Here is a 15,504-nt window from a genome sequence, read left to right as displayed (position 1 = left end):
AGGGTCGGCCCCCGAGACTCCCCTGATCTTCGTCGGGGCCGTGGTCGAACACTTCCCCGGGCCAATATCAGGGTCGGGCCAGGGTCATCCCGGCTGCCGCCGGGCGGTGCGTGCCGCCACGATGGAAACATGACAGATCAGCAGCACGCGGCAGGGCAGTCGGGTCCCGGCTCGGGCCCGGGCGCCCGGCGGGCGGCCACCGGGCCGCAGGGCGCCACGCCTTCGCCGGCCGAGGGGGAGAAGCCGCGCGCGCACGGGAGCACACACGCGCAGGCGGGAACGGACGCGCGGGCAGGGACGGACGCACAGACGGACACGGGCACACGGACGAGCACAGGCGCACGGACGAGCACGAGCACGCAGGCGGATCCGGGCGCACCCGCGGATCGATCGGCGGCGGGCGCCTCCGGCGGGACGGTCGAGGGCTCCTCCTCGCCCCATGCCGGGTTCCGGCGGGACCGGCGGTTCAAGATGCTGGCCGGAGTGTGCTCCGGACTGGGACGGCAGTGCGACATGGACCCGGTCGTCTTCCGGATCGTGCTCGCGGTGCTCTCTCTGACCGGCGGCATCGGCCTCATCTTCTACGGCTTCGTCTGGCTGTTCGCGCCGTACGACGACGAGGAGGAGAACGAGATACGGAAGCTGCTGACCGGCCGCGTCGACGGTCCGGGCCTGGCGGCCGTGCTGTTCTCCCTCGTCGGCTGCGGGGTGTTCCTCACCATGCTGAGGAACGGCGGGGTGCTGAGTTTCGCCGTGGTTCTCTCCCTGCTCCTGGCGGGCGCGGGCTACTGGTCGCGGCAGCGCGGCACCCCCGATCCCGACCCGCTGGCCGCGCAGGCCGTGGCCGACGCCCCTCCGGAGGCGCAGGCTCCTCCCGTCCCGGTGTCCTACCCGTCCTGGTGGCGGGACCCGATCGTCAAGGACGGGCGACACGTGGGCGGCACGGGCTACCTGTGGGGGCCGAACACGTCCCGGGAACGCGATGTCGCGGCGGCGACCAACATCGCCCGCGGCACGGTGCCCCGGCGTGACCCGCGCGCCGTCCCGGAGCAGAGGCCTCGGGGGCCGCGCCGGATCGGCGGCTGGACGTTCCTGCTCGCTCTGCTCGCCGGCGGCCTCGGAACCAGTCTGTCCTGGGACGACCAGGCGCTGGGCACCGGACTGCAGACCGGTCTGGCCTGCGCGCTCGCCGTATTCGGACTGGGCATCGCGGTCAGCGCGTTCCTCGGACGCACAGGCGCGGGGTCGATCTTCCTCGCGGTGGTGACGGCGGGACTGCTGGTCGGCTCGGCGGCGCTGCCGGCGCACTTCAGCCCGCACTGGATACGAACCACGTGGGCGCCCACCACACCCGCGGACGTGAAGTCGAGATACGACCTGAGCACAGGGATGGGCACCCTGGACCTGACGCGGCTGGACGTGCCGAGCGACCGAACGCTGACGACCGGTGCGGAGGTGGGCGTCGGCAAGGTGAAGCTGGTGGTACCCGCGGATGTCACCGTGCATCTGACCATCGAGGTGGGCGTCGGTGACATCCAGTTGCCGGGAGACGGCGCGGAGGACGTGGACGTGGCACCGGGCAAGAAGAAGGAGCTGACGCTCGCACCCCCGAGCGGCACCCGGAGCGACCCGGGGGCCGACGGCACGCTGGACATCGCCCTCGAGGTCGGGGTGGGACAGGCGGAGGTCACTCGTGCTGCGCCATGACGTCCAGCCCGGCAAGCTCGTCGCGGGCCTGTTCCTCTGCCTCACCGCCGTCGCCTACGTCGGCGACGCGGGCGGTGCCTGGGAGATCCCCTGGTTCGTGGCCGTCCCCATGGTCACCGCGGGGCTGTGTCTCGCCGGCGCCACCGCGTTCCTGGCCCATGCGATACGCCGCCGTCGGACGCCGCGCCCACGGTGCACGAAGCACACGCGGACCGACCGGGCGGCGCACGCCGAGGCATCGGCAACGGACCGGCCCCGGTGAGATCCAGCCGAACAGCGGGGCGGGCCGTACCGGCCGGGCACCCGACAAGTGCGCCGCTCAGCGGTACCCGCCCTTCCTCCGCCTGCGCCGGTCACGGAGGGCCGCGTCGACCGAGAAGACGGTGGCACCGGCGAGGACGAGAGGGATCCAGGCCATGAGGTAAGGGAGGTCGTTGCCGTAGTAGTACGGGTCGGCGGTCCAGCTGACCGTCAGCCAGAGACTGAGGGAGATCAGGACGCCACCCAGAGCGGCGAGACGGGTGAGGAGACCGAGCAGGGCACCGACACCGACGGCGAGCTCGCCGAGGGCCATGGCATAACCGAAGCCGACCGGGTTCCGCAGGGCGAGGTCCACGAGCTGGGGGATCGCCGCGGAGTCGCGCACCGCTCGCATCGTCTCGCCGATCGACCCCGCTCCGGTCCCGGACATGAACGCGTCGTCGGTCAGCTTGTCCAGGCCGGCGTAGATGAAGGTGACACCGAGGAAGATCCGGAGGGGCAGCAGGGCATAGCGGGTGATGGTGCCCTGCCAGTCACGTCGATCACGGAGATAGGGGGTCTGCGTGCTCGTGCGCATACTGTGAGCCATGACTTGCCGCCGCCTCTCGCCACCGTGCCGTTGACCCCTCAACTTGACCATACGCACGAATGGGGGATACCGCCCAGCAGGCGCGGTGCAGGTGATGTACGGAAGCCGCATCCGGCGCGGGATTCCCACCTCTGCCGAAGCTAGCCTCAACCCAGCCCCCGCCCCAGACCACAATTCAGACGCGGCTCCACCCTCAGCTCGGGCAGTTCCGGGTCCGAGCAGTGTCGGAACCAACCGGCAACGGAGCCAAGCAGGCCCCGCCCCTCTTGTCGGCCCGCCGCCTCGACCAGCCCGCCGCCTCGATCAGTCCGTCACCTCGATCAGGCAGCGGTTCGTCTCCACTCCCGCGGCTGTGACGACCTGGACCTCCACCCGGCCGGGTTCCACGTCGGCGGGGACCGGCACGGTCAGGACGGCGTCCGTCGGGTTGCCGAAGCCTCCGGCGACCGGGACGAGCGGCACGTGCACGTGGACGGCGCCGATGCGGACCACCATACGGGACAGCAGATCCGCGGTCTGGGCACCCGGTGGTACGAAGCCGGCGCCGCGGATCTCGATGTCGTCCCCGGTGCGGATGGGCGCGTCGAGGTCGCCCGCCTCGCGGGCCCGGACGACGGAGAGGATGACGGGACGGCCGCCCTCGGCGTACTTGCCGGAGTAGTAGGTGACCGCGGAGACAAGGACGAGGAGGGCCAGGCCCCAGGGGAGGTCGGGGAGTTGGTCGGGGCGGCGGGCCAGCCGTACGAGGGCGAACAGCAGGGCGGCGGAGTTCACGACGACGTACTGGATGTCGGTGAAGCTGCCCCGGCCGGAGTCGTCGGTCAGCAGGTCGGCGGCGCGGGGCCGGTCCGCGCGGACCTTCTGCAGGCGCTGGCCGAGCACGCGCAGCCCGACCACCCGCCGCACCAGTACGGCGATGGCACTGGTCACCGCCAGGACGGTGACGACGCCGGCGCCGCGGGTGAGGTCGAGACCGGCGATCAGGGCGTCGCGGCGCCCGTGGTCCGAGGCGACGGCCAGTTGCCCGGCCAGTACCAGGACCGAGTACACCGAGAGGAGGACCCAGCTCGCCGCGACCGCACGGGAGGTGGACAGCCGGTTGTCCTCACCGATGACGGGCGCCAGAGCGCCTCCCCGGGCGCGGTGCAGATATCCGGCGGCCGTCAGCGCGGCGCCGAGCACCAGTGCGGCCAGCAGCCCGGACGTGCGCGCGGCGCTCCAGCCCGCGCCGACGGCGGTGAGCGCCTGGACGAGGAGCAGGATCACCGCGGCGCCCCAGACCACGACGGCCGTTCGCAGCCACAGGCGTCCCAGCCAGGCCTCGCCCTCCGCGCGGCCCCGTTCGGCGACGACGGCGGCGGACTGGGTGAGCTCGTCGGAGACCCACTGGCGGGACGCCGACGCGGAGTGCGCGACCGCAGCGGGCAGTCCCTTGCCCGACGCGAACTCCTCGCGCATGCGGAGGAACTCGGCCACCGCACGCCGGTGTCCCTCACGCGCGCCGTGCGGGCAGCCCCCGCACGCGCAGCCCCCCTCGTGGGCGCCCGCGCCCCGTCTCGCCTCCTGCACCACCACGCCCGAGCCGCCTTCCCGCACCCCGTCATCGATTCCCACCGGCACAGCACCGGCACAGCACAACAACAGCCATCGCCATCGCCATCGCCATCGCCATCGCCATCGCCAACAACCGATGAGTGTCGTTCCGCTTCGTACGCCCGTGCTTCGTGACAGCCGTACAACTTCCATGGGACGACGACGAATTGTGCCGTACATGGCCCGGTCACCGTCCGGCAGGTCCGGTCTACGCGGGGTGATGCGTCGGGAGACGTGTTGACCGAAGCGCCCGGCTGCCTTCCCGGGACGCGCCCGGCTGCGAGAATTCCCGTATGGCCGAGATCAGCCAGCGCGACGGGACCTGGGCCTTCGACGGGACCACGGTTCGGATCACGCCGGGACTCCACCGCTCGGTGCCGTTGTTCCGGCAGACGTACGGGGAGATCGCCGTGCCCCTGGAAGCGGTGTCGGGGGTCGTCTTCGAACCCGAGCGCAAGCGCGGCCGGCTGCGGCTGCGGCTCCGCGAGGGCTGCGATCCGCTGCTCGCGGCGACGGGCGGCCGGCTGCCGGACGCGGCCGATCCGTACCGGCTGGTCGTCGCACTCGACCGCGCGGGCGTCGCCGAGTACGTGGCGGAGGAGATACGCCGGGCCATCCTGCTCGAACAGATCCCGAAGGAGCCCACCAAGAGCTACTTGTTACCCGGCCCCCCGGTGCCCGTCTCGGTGCGGTCCAGCGACGGCACGGTGTCCTTCGACGGTACGCACGTCCGGATCGACTGGAGCGACACCTCGGACCGGGTGAAGCGGGCCACGGGACCGCGGATCATCGCGGTCGGCGATCTGGTGCAGGTGGAGTGGCTGCCCAACTCCGGTTACGAGGACGGGTTCATGCGTTTCGTGACCCGGGAGGCGGCGTTCTCGAAACTGCCGCCCGAGAAGGATCCGTACGCCCTCGACCTGTGGGGCAGCGCCCGTCGCGACCTGCTCACGGCCCTCGTCGCCGCGGCCGTCACCGCCCGGCTCCCTCACCCGTCCACACGCGCCGCCGACTTCGTGGACCGGCCCCTGACCGGTGCCGCCGCCGCGCCGCCGTCCGACCATCACGACGTACTCCTGCGGCGGCTACGGGAGTTGGGCGAGCTGCACCGCGACGGAGTGCTCACGGACGAGGAGTTCTCGCAGACGAAGGCGGCTGTGCTGAGGGGCTTCTGACCTCCCGGCTGCCCTACCTGCTGCCCTACCTGCTGGTCTACCTGCCGATCTGCCTGCTGGTCTACCTGCCGATCTAGCTCAGCAGGTCCGGCTCGCTCCTGCTGATCTCCTGCCACAGGGGCTGGTAGCTGATCCAGGCCATGAGGTCCCCGCCCAGGTGCTCCCGCGTGGCCACCGCCTGCCGGTGGTCGACCAGCACCGGCCGTCCCGCGGCGCGCGCGGTGAGCTGCACCTGCGCCGACCGTTCCATCGACAGGAACCACCACGCCGCCGCGTCCACCGAGTCGCCCACCGTCAGCAGCCCGTGGTTGCGCAGCACCAGGGCCTTGCGGCTGCCGAGCGCGGCGGCGATCCGGCGGCCCTCCTCCGCGCTCACGGCGACACCGGTGTAGGAGTCGTACAGCCCGTGGTCCTCGTAGAAGGCGCAGCTCTCCTGGGTGATCGGGTCCAGCAGCTCCCCGAGGGCGGAGAGCGCGCGCCCGTGCACGGAGTGGCAGTGGGCGACGGCGACGACGTCCGGACGGGCCGCGTGCACCTGGGCGTGGACCGTGAACGCCGCCTGGTTCACGTGGTAGTGACCGTGGACGACCTGCCCCTCGGAGTTCACCATCACCAGATCGCTCACCGTGACGTGCCGGAACGGCATCCCGAACGGATTGACCCAGAAACAGTCGCTGAACTCGGGGTCACGCACCGTGATGTGCCCGGAGACCCCGTCGTCGAAGCCGAGCCGCCCGAAGATGCGCAGCGCCCCGGCCAGCCGTTCCTTGCGGTGGCGGCGCTCGTCGTCCAGCGTTTCGTGTTTGGGCGGCATGGCGAAGCGCAGCCGGCCGGCGGGGCGGGGCAGAGGTGGTGTGGGACCGTGCATCAGTCCTCCAGCACTGGTTCCTTGGACGAAGCGGGTGTCGCCGTCGGCGTTCACGCGAGCGTGGGCGGCGCCGCCGGGTGAAGACAATACGCAATGTTTACGGGAGTCAGAGAAACGCGTCGACGCGGTCCGTATACCCGACGGAGGGTGTCTGATTTCCCCGGGATCATCGACCGCATGGACCGTACGCACCCACGTGCCGACTGGGCGGCCTTCGCAGCCGCCGATCCCGGCTTCGCCAGGACCGTCGAGGAGCGCTTCGGCGCGTTCCCCCACCATGTCCTCGCCACGCTCCGCAAGGACGGCTCACCGCGCACGGCCGGACTGGAGGTCCGCTTCCTGGCCGGTGAGTTGTGGCTCGGCATGATGCCGGACTCGCTCAAGGCCCTCGACCTGCGCCGCGACCCGCGCTTCGCACTCCAGGCGAACCCCGGCCCGGGCACGGACATGGCAGGGAGCGGCGACGTACGGATCGGCGGGCGGGCGATCGAGGTCGTCGACGCGGAGACGGTGGAGCGGTACGTGGACGCCGTGCACCCGCCCGACCCGTCCTCCTTCCACCTCTTCCGCACGGAACTCACGGAGGTCGTACAGACGTACGTGGAGGACGGCACCCACCTGGCGGTGCGGGTCTGGAAACCGGGCGAGCCCGTACGGACCGTCCGGCGCACGTGAGAGGCGCCGCCCCGTCCTGAACGGGGCGGCGCCTCTCACGCACACACGGCGGTGGGGACTACTCCCACTCGATCGTGCCCGGCGGCTTCGACGTCACGTCGAGGACGACACGGTTGACGTCGCGCACCTCGTTCGTGATGCGGGTCGAGATCTTCGCGAGCACGTCGTACGGGAGGCGCGACCAGTCGGCGGTCATCGCGTCCTCGGAGGAGACGGGCCGCAGGACGATCGGGTGGCCGTAGGTCCGGCCGTCGCCCTGGACGCCGACGCTGCGCACGTCCGCGAGCAGGACCACCGGGCACTGCCAGATGTCACGGTCGAGGCCGGCCGCCGTCAGCTCCTCGCGGGCGATGGCGTCGGCTTCGCGCAGCAGGTCGAGCCGCTCCTTGGTGACCTCGCCGACGATGCGGATGCCGAGGCCGGGGCCGGGGAACGGCTGGCGCTGGACGATCTCGTCGGGCAGGCCGAGCTCCTGGCCGACCATCCGGACCTCGTCCTTGAACAGTTTGCGCAGCGGCTCGATGAGCTTGAACTCGAGGTCCTCGGGGAGGCCGCCGACGTTGTGGTGCGACTTGATGTTGGCAGTGCCGGTGCCGCCGCCGGACTCGACGACGTCCGGGTAGAGGGTGCCCTGGACGAGGAACTCCACCGGCTGGTCGTCCGGCGCCTCGGCCACGATCTCGGCCTGGGCCTGCTCGAAGACCCGGATGAACTCGCGGCCGATGATCTTCCGCTTCTCCTCCGGGTCGCTGACGCCCTTGAGCGCGGTGAGGAAGCGCTCCTCCGCGTCGACGACCTTCAGCTGGACGCCCGTGGCGGCGACGAAGTCCTTCTCGACCTGTTCGGTCTCACCCTTGCGCATCAGGCCGTGGTCGACGTAGACGCAGGTCAGCTGCGAGCCGATGGCCTTCTGGACGAGGGCGGCCGCGACGGCGGAGTCCACGCCGCCGGAGAGCCCGCAGATCGCGCGCTTCGTGCCGACCTGCGCGCGGATGGCCTCGACCTGCTCCTCGATCACGTTGCCGGTGGTCCACTCCGGGCTCAGGCCCGCGCCCCGGTACAGGAAGTGCTCCAGCACCTGCTGTCCGTGCGTGGAGTGCATGACCTCCGGGTGGTACTGGACGCCGTACAGCTTCTTCTCGTCGTTCTCGAAGGCGGCGACCGGGACGACGTCGGTGGAGGCCGTCACGGTGAAGCCCTCGGGGGCCGCGCTGCACGCGTCGCCGTGCGACATCCACACCGACTGCTCGTCCGGGGTGCCCTCGAAGAGCGTGGAGCCGGACTTGCTGACCTGGAGGGGCGTACGGCCGTACTCGCGCGCGCCCGTGTTGTCGACCGTGCCACCCAGGGTCTCGGCCATCAGCTGGAAGCCGTAGCACATGCCGAAGACGGGGACACCGGCCTCGAAGATCTCGCGGTCGAGGCGGGGCGCGCCCTCCGCGTACACGGACGAGGGGCCGCCGGAGAGGATTATCGCCGCGGGTTTCTTGGCGAGGATCTCGTCCACCGGCATGGTGCTCGGCACGATCTCGCTGTAGACCCGGGCCTCACGGACTCGGCGGGCGATGAGCTGGGCGTACTGCGCGCCGAAGTCGACGACCAGAACGGTGTCGGGCTGCGCGGCAGCGGGAGTCGCTGATGACAAGGGTTGCCTTCCGGCGGTTCGGCGGGGGTCTGGGTGCTGTCGATTCTACCGGGGGCCGTACGCGAGACCTGTGCCACGGACGGCGGCCGCGCCGCCGGGCTCGCGTCACGTTCCGCCGTTTCACCGTCCCGCCGTTTCACCGTCCCGCCGTTTCACCGTCCCGCCGTTTCACCGTCCCGCCGTTCCGCCGTTCCGCCGTTCCGCCGTTCCGCCGTCTCAGCATGCGGCCCCGCTTGGTCCCCCCTCCGCGGCAGGGGCATACTGGCTCCCATGCTCGCGCACCCGACCTTCGTCTTTACCTATGGCAACCGGCCCACCGGCTGCCATGGTCGTGCTGCTTGAGCAACTGACGAGCGACTTCCTAGGCGCCCCGGGCCGACAAGGTCCGGGGCGCCTGAGCGTTTGCGGGACCGTCGCCCGGAGCGCCTCCTTCGACCCAGAGGAGCCCCGACATGACCGCCGACACCGGCACGACCCCCGCCGCCACGACCGGCGCCCGGACCGAACAGGCCGCCGACGTGATCGCGAACGCCCGCGAACGCATCGACGCGCTGGACGATCGCATCATCGGGCTGGTCCAGGAGCGCATGGCCGTGTCCGCCGTCATCCAGGAGGCCCGCATCACCTCGGGTGGCCGGCGCGTGCACCTCACCCGCGAGATGGAGATCCTCACCCGTTACCGGGACGCCCTCGGCAAGCCCGGCACGCCTCTGGCCATGACCCTGCTGGAGCTCTGCCGGGGCCGCGTCTGACCGGCGCGCGTACCGCACGCACGCCCGGCGTACGCACGTGCGCACGCCCTCTCACCCGTACGCCACGTGACCGCCGCGCGAAACCCTTCGTTGGTCCCGGTGCCCGTGTCAGCCAGGCGCGGGCCCGGAAGAACCACGCGTGGCTCCGCTGGAGCGATGAGGCGCACGGATCGTGACGTGCGCCGTGGGACCTCGCTCCAGGGTCGTGACCGGACGGCAGGGGACAGCAGCCCGGTCACCCAGAGAACGGTCGGCTTCGGGGACGCCCGGAGCCGACCGGCGGTATCTGTTCAAGGGTGGTCGAAACGGTTGCGGAGGCCGCGGCCCATCCAGCACGATGCAAGGACAGCCCGCACCCCGGAACAACTGCTCAGCAGAGCTCGACCGCCAGAGGTCGACACCACGTGTGCGCTCCCGGTGAGCCGGCGCACCGACCGGCGGACAAGCGAGCCGGACCGAGCAGGCGGCGCGACCCCCGGCGCCGCTCCTGAGGCACCGGCGCTGCCCTGACGTCGGTGCTGACACAGAAGAGCCCCGCGGGCCGGTCCCGCGGGGCTCTTCGTCGTCGTGGACGCCCTTTCCCCGCCCCGACCCGCGTTCACTGTGATCCAGCACACATAAGTTTTTTGTCAAGAGAGGCACAACCCTTCGTTGATCTCGCCGGTCACACGTGCGAGATCAACAGAAGAAGGACCCGCACTCGGAGGGGGGTGCGGGTCCTTCCTCGTACCTCGTGGGTCCGTACGGCCGCAGTTCCGTACGGCCGCAGTTCCTACGACCGGGTGGGTCACTTCCGCGGTGGCACCGCCGGCACTCCGAGGAACGGCAGTCGCAGCGCGCCGAACGCGTCCGCCGGGACCGCCGGCCGCCGGGGCTCGACCGGCTCCAGTCGCTCGTACGCGGCGCCCGGCGCGGGGCGTGGGTCGGTCTCGCCCTTGTTCGGCCAGTACGACATCGCGCGCTCGGCCTGCGCGGTGATCGTGAGCGAGGGGTTGACGCCGAGGTTCGCCGAGACCGCGGCGCCGTCGACGACCGAGATGCCCGGGTGCCCGTACAGCCGGTGGTACGGGTCGATCACGCCCTCCTCGGGGGAGGCGCCGATCGGGCAGCCGCCCAGGAAGTGCGCGGTCAGCGGCATGCCCATCAGCTCACCGACATTGCCGCCCGGGAAGCCGTTGATCTCCTCGGCGAGAGCGGACGCGGCCCTGGTGGCGGCCTCGATCTGCACGGGATTGGGGGCGCCGTGACCCTGTCGAGCCGTCAGCAGTCCCTTCCCGACGCCCTTCCGCTTCAGGTGGGTCGTCAGCGAGTTGTCCAGGGACTGCATCACCAGGCCGATGATGGTGCGTTCCGACCAGCGCCGGTTGGAGAGCGAGCGGAGCAGCTGCACGGGATGGCGAGCGGCGTGTGCGAGCCAGGCGAGCACGCGGGCCGAGCCGCCCGCGCCCCCCACGTAGGGGATCTGGAGGATGGACAGGCCGCCCATCGCGTTGGAGCCCTTGCCGTAGCGGACGGGCTCTATGTGGGTGTTGCCGTCGGGGTGGATCGAGGACGTGATGGCCACGCCTCTGGTGAAGTCGGCTCCGGGCGCCCCGTGCGCCGCGCGGTAGCGGCGGTCGTCGGTCTGCGCCCCCACCAGCGCCTCGGAGTTGGTACGGGTCAGCATGCCCAGCCGGTCGGACAGGTGGGGCAGTCGGCCGCCCTCCTTCATCCGGTGGAGCAGCGTCTGGGTGCCGTAGGTGCCGGCCGCGAGGACGACGCGGCGCGCCCGGTAGGTACGGCTCCTGTCCTTGCCGGCCTTGCCGGCCTTGCCGCCCTTGCGGCCCGCGTCGGTCGGGAGGGTGGTGACGGCGTACCCGCCCCGGGAGTCGTCCGTGACCGACACGACGGTGGTCATCGGGTGGACGACCGCGCCGGCCTTCTCGGCGAGGTGGAGGTAGTTCTCGTTAAGGGTGTTCTTCGCGCCGTGGCGGCAGCCGGTCATGCACTCGCCGCACTCGGCGCAGGCCCGGCGGGCTGGGCCCGCGCCGCCGAAGTACGGGTCGGGGACCTCTTCGCCGGGCTCCGCCCGCACCCTCCCGTCGGCGTCCTCGCCGTCACCGAAGAAGACGCCGACCGGCGCCATGTGGAAGGTGTCGCCGCAGCCCATCCGCTCGGCGACCGCCCTGAGGTGGACGTCCGAGGGCGTGGTCGTCGGGTTGATCCGTACCCCGAGCATGCGCCGGGCCTGGTCGTAGTACGGCTGGAGCTCCTCCTGCCAGTCGGTGATGTCCCGCCACTGCGGGTCCTCGAAGAAGGCCCTCGGCGGTACGTAGAGGGTGTTGGCGTAGTTGAGGGAGCCGCCGCCCACGCCGGCGCCCGCCAGCACCATGACCTTGCCCAGCAGGTGGATGCGCTGGATGCCGTACATGCCCAGCCGGGGCGCCCAGAGGTAGTTCCTCAGGTCCCAGGAGCTCTTCGGCAGCGACTCGCGCGTGAAGCGGCGGCCCGCCTCCAGGACGCCCACCCGGTAGCCCTTCTCGGTCAGACGCAGGGCCGTGACGGAGCCGCCGAAGCCCGAACCGACGACGATGACGTCGTAGTCACAGTCCTCATAGTCGTCGTAGTCGTCATCGTCGTCATGGTTCCCATGGTCGCCATACTCCTCACAGTCGTGGTTCCGGGTGTCGGCGTCATGGTCGTGGGCCTGCTTCTGGGCAGCGTCGTCCAGGGACATGTGCTCTCCTCGTTGAGAACTGCCGGGGCGGGAATCGGGAGGCGGCGGAGGCGGTGGCGGAGGCGGTGGCGGAGGCGGTCTAACGCAGTCCCAATGTCTTCATCAGTCTCAGGCTGCGGCTCATGAACGCCGCGTACTTCTGGTCGTCCATGCCCATCGAGGGCGCCAGCGGCAGCAGCCGCTGGTGGGCGACGGTCTGGGCCTCCGTGTACTTGAGGATGCCCTCGGAGCCGTGGCGGCGGCCCAGACCGGACTCCCGCATGCCGCCCATGGGCGCCTGGACGCTGCCGTACGCCGCGGCGTACCCCTCGTTGACGTTGACCGTGCCGGCGCGCAACCGGGCGGCGACCGCGCGGCCCCGGCGCCCGTCCTTCGTCCACACCGATGCGTTGAGCCCGTACGCCGTGGCGTTGGCCAGCAGGATCGCCTCGTTCTCGTCCTTGACCCGGTAGACGGAGACGACCGGGCCGAACGTCTCCTCCGTGCACACCGCCATGGGCACCTCGACGCCGGTGAGGATGGTCGGCTCGTAGAAGTACGGGCCGACGTCCGGGCGGGCGACACCTCCGGCGACGACCTTCGCACCCATGGCGACGGCCTCCTCCACGTGCCGCGTCACGGTCTCCAGCTGCCGTGCGCTCACCAGCGAGCCCATGTCGGCGCCGTACGCGAGGAACGTGCCCAGCCGCAGGGCGCGGGTGCGGGCCGCGAACCGCTCCAGGAAGGCGTCGGCGACCGACTCGTGCACGTACAGCCGCTCGATGGAGATGCAGAGCTGGCCGGCGGAGGAGAAGCACGCGCGGACCGCGCCCGCGGCGGCCTTGTCGACGTCGGCGTCCTGGAGGACCAGCATGGCGTTCTTGCCGCCGAGTTCGAGGGAGGCGCCGATGAGCCGTACGGCGGCCCCTGCCGCGACCTCGCGGCCGGTGGCGGTGGAGCCGGTGAAGGAGACGTAGTCGGCGCGCCGGACGACCTCGGGCCCGACCACCGGTCCCTCGCCGATGACGACCTGCAGGGCCCCGGCGGGCAGCCCGGCCTCGACCAGCAGGTCACGGGCCCACAGCGCGGTGAGGGCGGTCTCGGTGTCGGGCTTCAGCACGACGGCGTTGCCCGCGACCAGGGCGGGCAGCGCGTCGCCGACGGACAACTCCAGCGGGTAGTTCCAGGGCGCGATCTGGCCGACGACGCCGCGCGGGTGGCGCAGCTGGGTGACCCGGGTGAGTGCCGGGAGCGCGCCCGCGTGCCGTCTGGGCCGCAGGTACGCGACCGCCTTGTACCCGTAGTGCCGGGCCGCCACGGCGACGGCCTGCACCTCCTCGTGGGCGTGCAGCCGCGCCTTGCCGGTCTCCAGCTGGACCAGGTCCAGCACCTCGGCCTGGCGCTCTAGCAGCAGGTCGTGGAAGCGGAGCAGGACGGCGGCGCGCTGCCGTACGGGCACCTGCGCCCACACGGCCTGCGCCGCGCGCGCGTGCTCGAACGCCTTGTGCACGTCCTCCGGGGTCGACTCGGGCAGGTCGGCCAGCTTCTCGCCGGTGAACGGCGTGTGGTTGACCGTACGTCCGGTGCCCGCCACGCCCTTGGTGAGCTGGGCGACCAGCTCCGGGGTGACCACGTCGGCGGCGGTGCGCACGCCCTCGGGGGCGCGGGCGACGGGGTTGGCGCCGGGCACACCTGTCGCACCCGTCGCATCTGTCGCACCCGTCGCACCTGTCGTATCTGTCGCAACGACCGGGACATCAGCAGCGGCGGTACCGCCCGTACTGGCCTTCTCAGGAGCCTGCGCGTCGGTCATGAGGCGCAGGGTATGCCTGCGCGCACGCTTTGGGTACCCGTCGGTAACGGGCTTTCACCGGGTGCGCACACGACGCCAGCGATCAGTGGCAACGTTCGCGGTGATCAGGGCGTTGTCAGCCGTCGGGGGGACTGTCCCGCTTCCGTCGGTGCTGCCGGACGCGTGCCGTCCGCGTGGCCCAGTACGTCCGCCAGGTCTCCCAGTTCCGCCGGCTCTGCCGCCCCTGCACGTGTCGCCAGACCTGCCAGCCCTGCGCGCTCAGCGATGACTGCCCCTCCTGCCGGCCCTCCTCGGGGTCCCGCAGCTTCCGCCCCCGCTGCCAGTCCTGCCAGTTCCCCGTGTTCTGGCGGCTCTTGGGCAGGGCCGTGCGTCCGACCGCCGCCGCGAGCTTGCGCAGCCGCCGCCAGTCCAGGGGCGGTTTGGGCTCCGGGACGCCGGGGCGGCCGGCGGGCACCCGCACCCGCAGGGCGCGCGGCGCGATCCGGCACCGTACGGGCGCCGGCAGGCACAGCGCCTCGCCGTCGATCCCGACGTCGATCCGGGGCCGGTCGGCCTCGACGATCACCTCCTGGGCGGTCAGGACGGTGACACCGGGGGCGTTGGGGCCGAGCAGCAGGGCCGCGGCCTCGGCGGCGTTCTCCACCTTGACGCCGAGCACGCCCAGCCGTCCGGAGTCCAGCCGTTCGCGCCGCCCGAGACCGAGCAGGTCGTCGCTGCGGTAGGGGTTGCTGGACACGAGCACGGCCTGGGGCGCCTCGATCACGGTCTTCCCGGCCCGCACGACCAGCCGTGGCCCGCGCTGGTGCGTGAGCAGTTCGGGCAGCATCTCCAGGGACGTACGCACCTTGTCGTCCCGGTACTCCGGGCTCTGCACGATGGCGGCGTACGCGCCGAAGGAGGCGTTGTTGACGAACGGGTGCGGCGCGCCGTCCCCCGGTGTCCCGACGAAGCCGAGGTCGACGCGCATCTCCACGCCGGCGTCGGTGAGCGCGTCGAGGCAGGCGGCGGGGTCGTCGCGGTCGAGCCCGAGGTCCATGGCGAAGTGGTTGCGGGTGCCGGCGGAGATGACGAGGAAGGGGATGCCGTGTTCGGCGGCGACGGCGGCGACGAGTGCCTGCGTGCCGTCCCCGCCGGCGACCCCGAGCAGATCGGCCCCGTCGCGGACGGCGTCCCGGGCGAGCGCGACGACGTCCTCCTCGCCACCCGGCCGCTCCGTGTCGAGGACGTGCACCCGCGCGCCCAGCCGTTCGGCCTTCTCCTGCAGGGCGAACCGCTCGACCTTGCCGCCCCCGGAGCGCGGATTCATGATCAGGAAGGGGCGCGCCGGGGCGGGGGCCCGGTACTCGTGCACGCGCACCTGATGGGACTTCGTACTGCTCAGCGCGTACTTGCCCGCCGACACCGCCAGCCCCCACAGCATCAGGGACACGACGACGACCCACAACAGGTTGGCGGCGGCGAACAGCGCGACGACGACGACGGGGGCGGCGACCGCGAGTAACACGGAGGCCGCGCGGGCCGGGCCCCTGCGCGTCAGCGCCCACCAGATCCCGGCGAGCGTGAACCCCATGCCGAGCAGACCGCCGGCCAGCAGGAGCAGGCTCGCGGCCCTGGCGACGGCCACCGGCAGCAGTACGGCGACGGCCGCGGCGCCCAACGCGGTACGGGCGGCCCACCGCTGCCGCGCATGGGCCCGCCCGTCGAGATCGATAGCCACCCCGCCGCCTCCCC

At 71.9% G+C, this 15,504-nt stretch carries 12 protein-coding genes; 5 read left to right on the top strand and 7 right to left on the bottom strand.

The features are described 5' to 3' along the window. Positions 1–129 precede the first annotated feature (129 nt). Both IEZ04_RS02165 and IEZ04_RS02160 read left to right on the top strand, forming a co-directional pair. Positions 130–1,707 (top strand): PspC domain-containing protein, encoded by a 1,578-nt coding sequence (locus IEZ04_RS02165; protein ID WP_189214858.1) that lies wholly within the window; start codon positions 130–132, stop codon positions 1,705–1,707. Further along, positions 1,694–1,969, top strand: a complete 276-nt coding sequence (locus tag IEZ04_RS02160) for a hypothetical protein (RefSeq protein WP_189214857.1) — start codon at positions 1,694–1,696, stop codon at positions 1,967–1,969. Before IEZ04_RS02165 ends, IEZ04_RS02160 begins: the two co-directional genes overlap by 14 nt. A 57-nt stretch (positions 1,970–2,026) precedes the next feature. Here the strand turns inward: IEZ04_RS02160 and IEZ04_RS02155 are convergent, their stop codons facing one another. Together IEZ04_RS02155 and IEZ04_RS02150 are read right to left on the bottom strand one after the other, a co-directional pair. After that, on the bottom strand, positions 2,027–2,557 hold the full coding sequence (locus tag IEZ04_RS02155) for a DoxX family protein (RefSeq protein ID WP_189214856.1): 531 nt from the start codon (positions 2,555–2,557) through the stop codon (positions 2,027–2,029). A 303-nt stretch (positions 2,558–2,860) separates the two neighbouring features. Next, positions 2,861–4,132 (bottom strand): hypothetical protein, encoded by a 1,272-nt coding sequence (locus IEZ04_RS02150; RefSeq protein WP_189215360.1) that lies wholly within the window; start codon positions 4,130–4,132, stop codon positions 2,861–2,863. A 311-nt stretch (positions 4,133–4,443) separates the two neighbouring features. Here IEZ04_RS02150 and IEZ04_RS02145 point away from each other — a divergent pair, with 311 nt between their 5' ends. After that, a complete protein-coding gene (locus IEZ04_RS02145; protein WP_189214855.1) occupies positions 4,444–5,325 on the top strand; it encodes a DUF4429 domain-containing protein in 882 nt (293 codons plus the stop codon). Positions 5,326–5,398: 73 nt separating this feature from the next. Here the strand turns inward: IEZ04_RS02145 and IEZ04_RS02140 are convergent, their stop codons facing one another. Next, positions 5,399–6,193, bottom strand: coding sequence for a class II aldolase/adducin family protein (locus IEZ04_RS02140; RefSeq protein WP_189214854.1), 795 nt, complete (start codon positions 6,191–6,193; stop codon positions 5,399–5,401). Between the two features lie 177 nt (positions 6,194–6,370). Here IEZ04_RS02140 and IEZ04_RS02135 point away from each other — a divergent pair, with 177 nt between their 5' ends. After that, positions 6,371–6,868, top strand: a complete 498-nt coding sequence (locus IEZ04_RS02135) for a pyridoxamine 5'-phosphate oxidase family protein (RefSeq protein ID WP_189215359.1) — start codon at positions 6,371–6,373, stop codon at positions 6,866–6,868. Positions 6,869–6,926: 58 nt separating this feature from the next. On the opposite strand, the gene guaA is transcribed toward IEZ04_RS02135, so the two are convergent. Further along, the gene (gene guaA / locus IEZ04_RS02130) at positions 6,927–8,513 is read right to left on the bottom strand and encodes a glutamine-hydrolyzing GMP synthase (protein WP_189214853.1); all 1,587 of its coding nucleotides are present in this window, start codon (positions 8,511–8,513) and stop codon (positions 6,927–6,929) included. A gap of 452 nt (positions 8,514–8,965) precedes the next feature. Between guaA and IEZ04_RS02125 the strand changes: the two genes are divergently transcribed. Next, on the top strand, positions 8,966–9,265 hold the full coding sequence (locus IEZ04_RS02125; protein ID WP_189214852.1) for a chorismate mutase: 300 nt from the start codon (positions 8,966–8,968) through the stop codon (positions 9,263–9,265). A 787-nt stretch (positions 9,266–10,052) separates the two neighbouring features. On the opposite strand, the gene IEZ04_RS02120 is transcribed toward IEZ04_RS02125, so the two are convergent. The 3 genes from IEZ04_RS02120 to IEZ04_RS02110 all read right to left on the bottom strand — a co-directional run bounded on the left by IEZ04_RS02120 (position 10,053) and on the right by IEZ04_RS02110 (position 15,490). Continuing rightward, positions 10,053–11,981, bottom strand: a complete 1,929-nt coding sequence (locus IEZ04_RS02120; RefSeq protein WP_189214851.1) for a GMC family oxidoreductase — start codon at positions 11,979–11,981, stop codon at positions 10,053–10,055. A 79-nt stretch (positions 11,982–12,060) separates the two neighbouring features. Next, a complete protein-coding gene (locus IEZ04_RS02115; protein WP_189214850.1) occupies positions 12,061–13,773 on the bottom strand; it encodes a succinic semialdehyde dehydrogenase in 1,713 nt (570 codons plus the stop codon). 115 nt (positions 13,774–13,888) lie between these two features. Further along, the gene (locus tag IEZ04_RS02110) at positions 13,889–15,490 is read right to left on the bottom strand and encodes a diacylglycerol/lipid kinase family protein (RefSeq protein ID WP_189214849.1); all 1,602 of its coding nucleotides are present in this window, start codon (positions 15,488–15,490) and stop codon (positions 13,889–13,891) included. Positions 15,491–15,504 lie beyond the last annotated feature (14 nt).

It is taken from the genome of Streptomyces ruber (assembly GCF_014648075.1).
Classification (GTDB): Bacteria; Actinomycetota; Actinomycetes; order Streptomycetales; family Streptomycetaceae; genus Streptomyces; species Streptomyces ruber.
The sequence above is the reverse complement of the archived record's forward strand: the minus strand, read 5'-3'. Positions and strand labels throughout refer to the sequence as shown.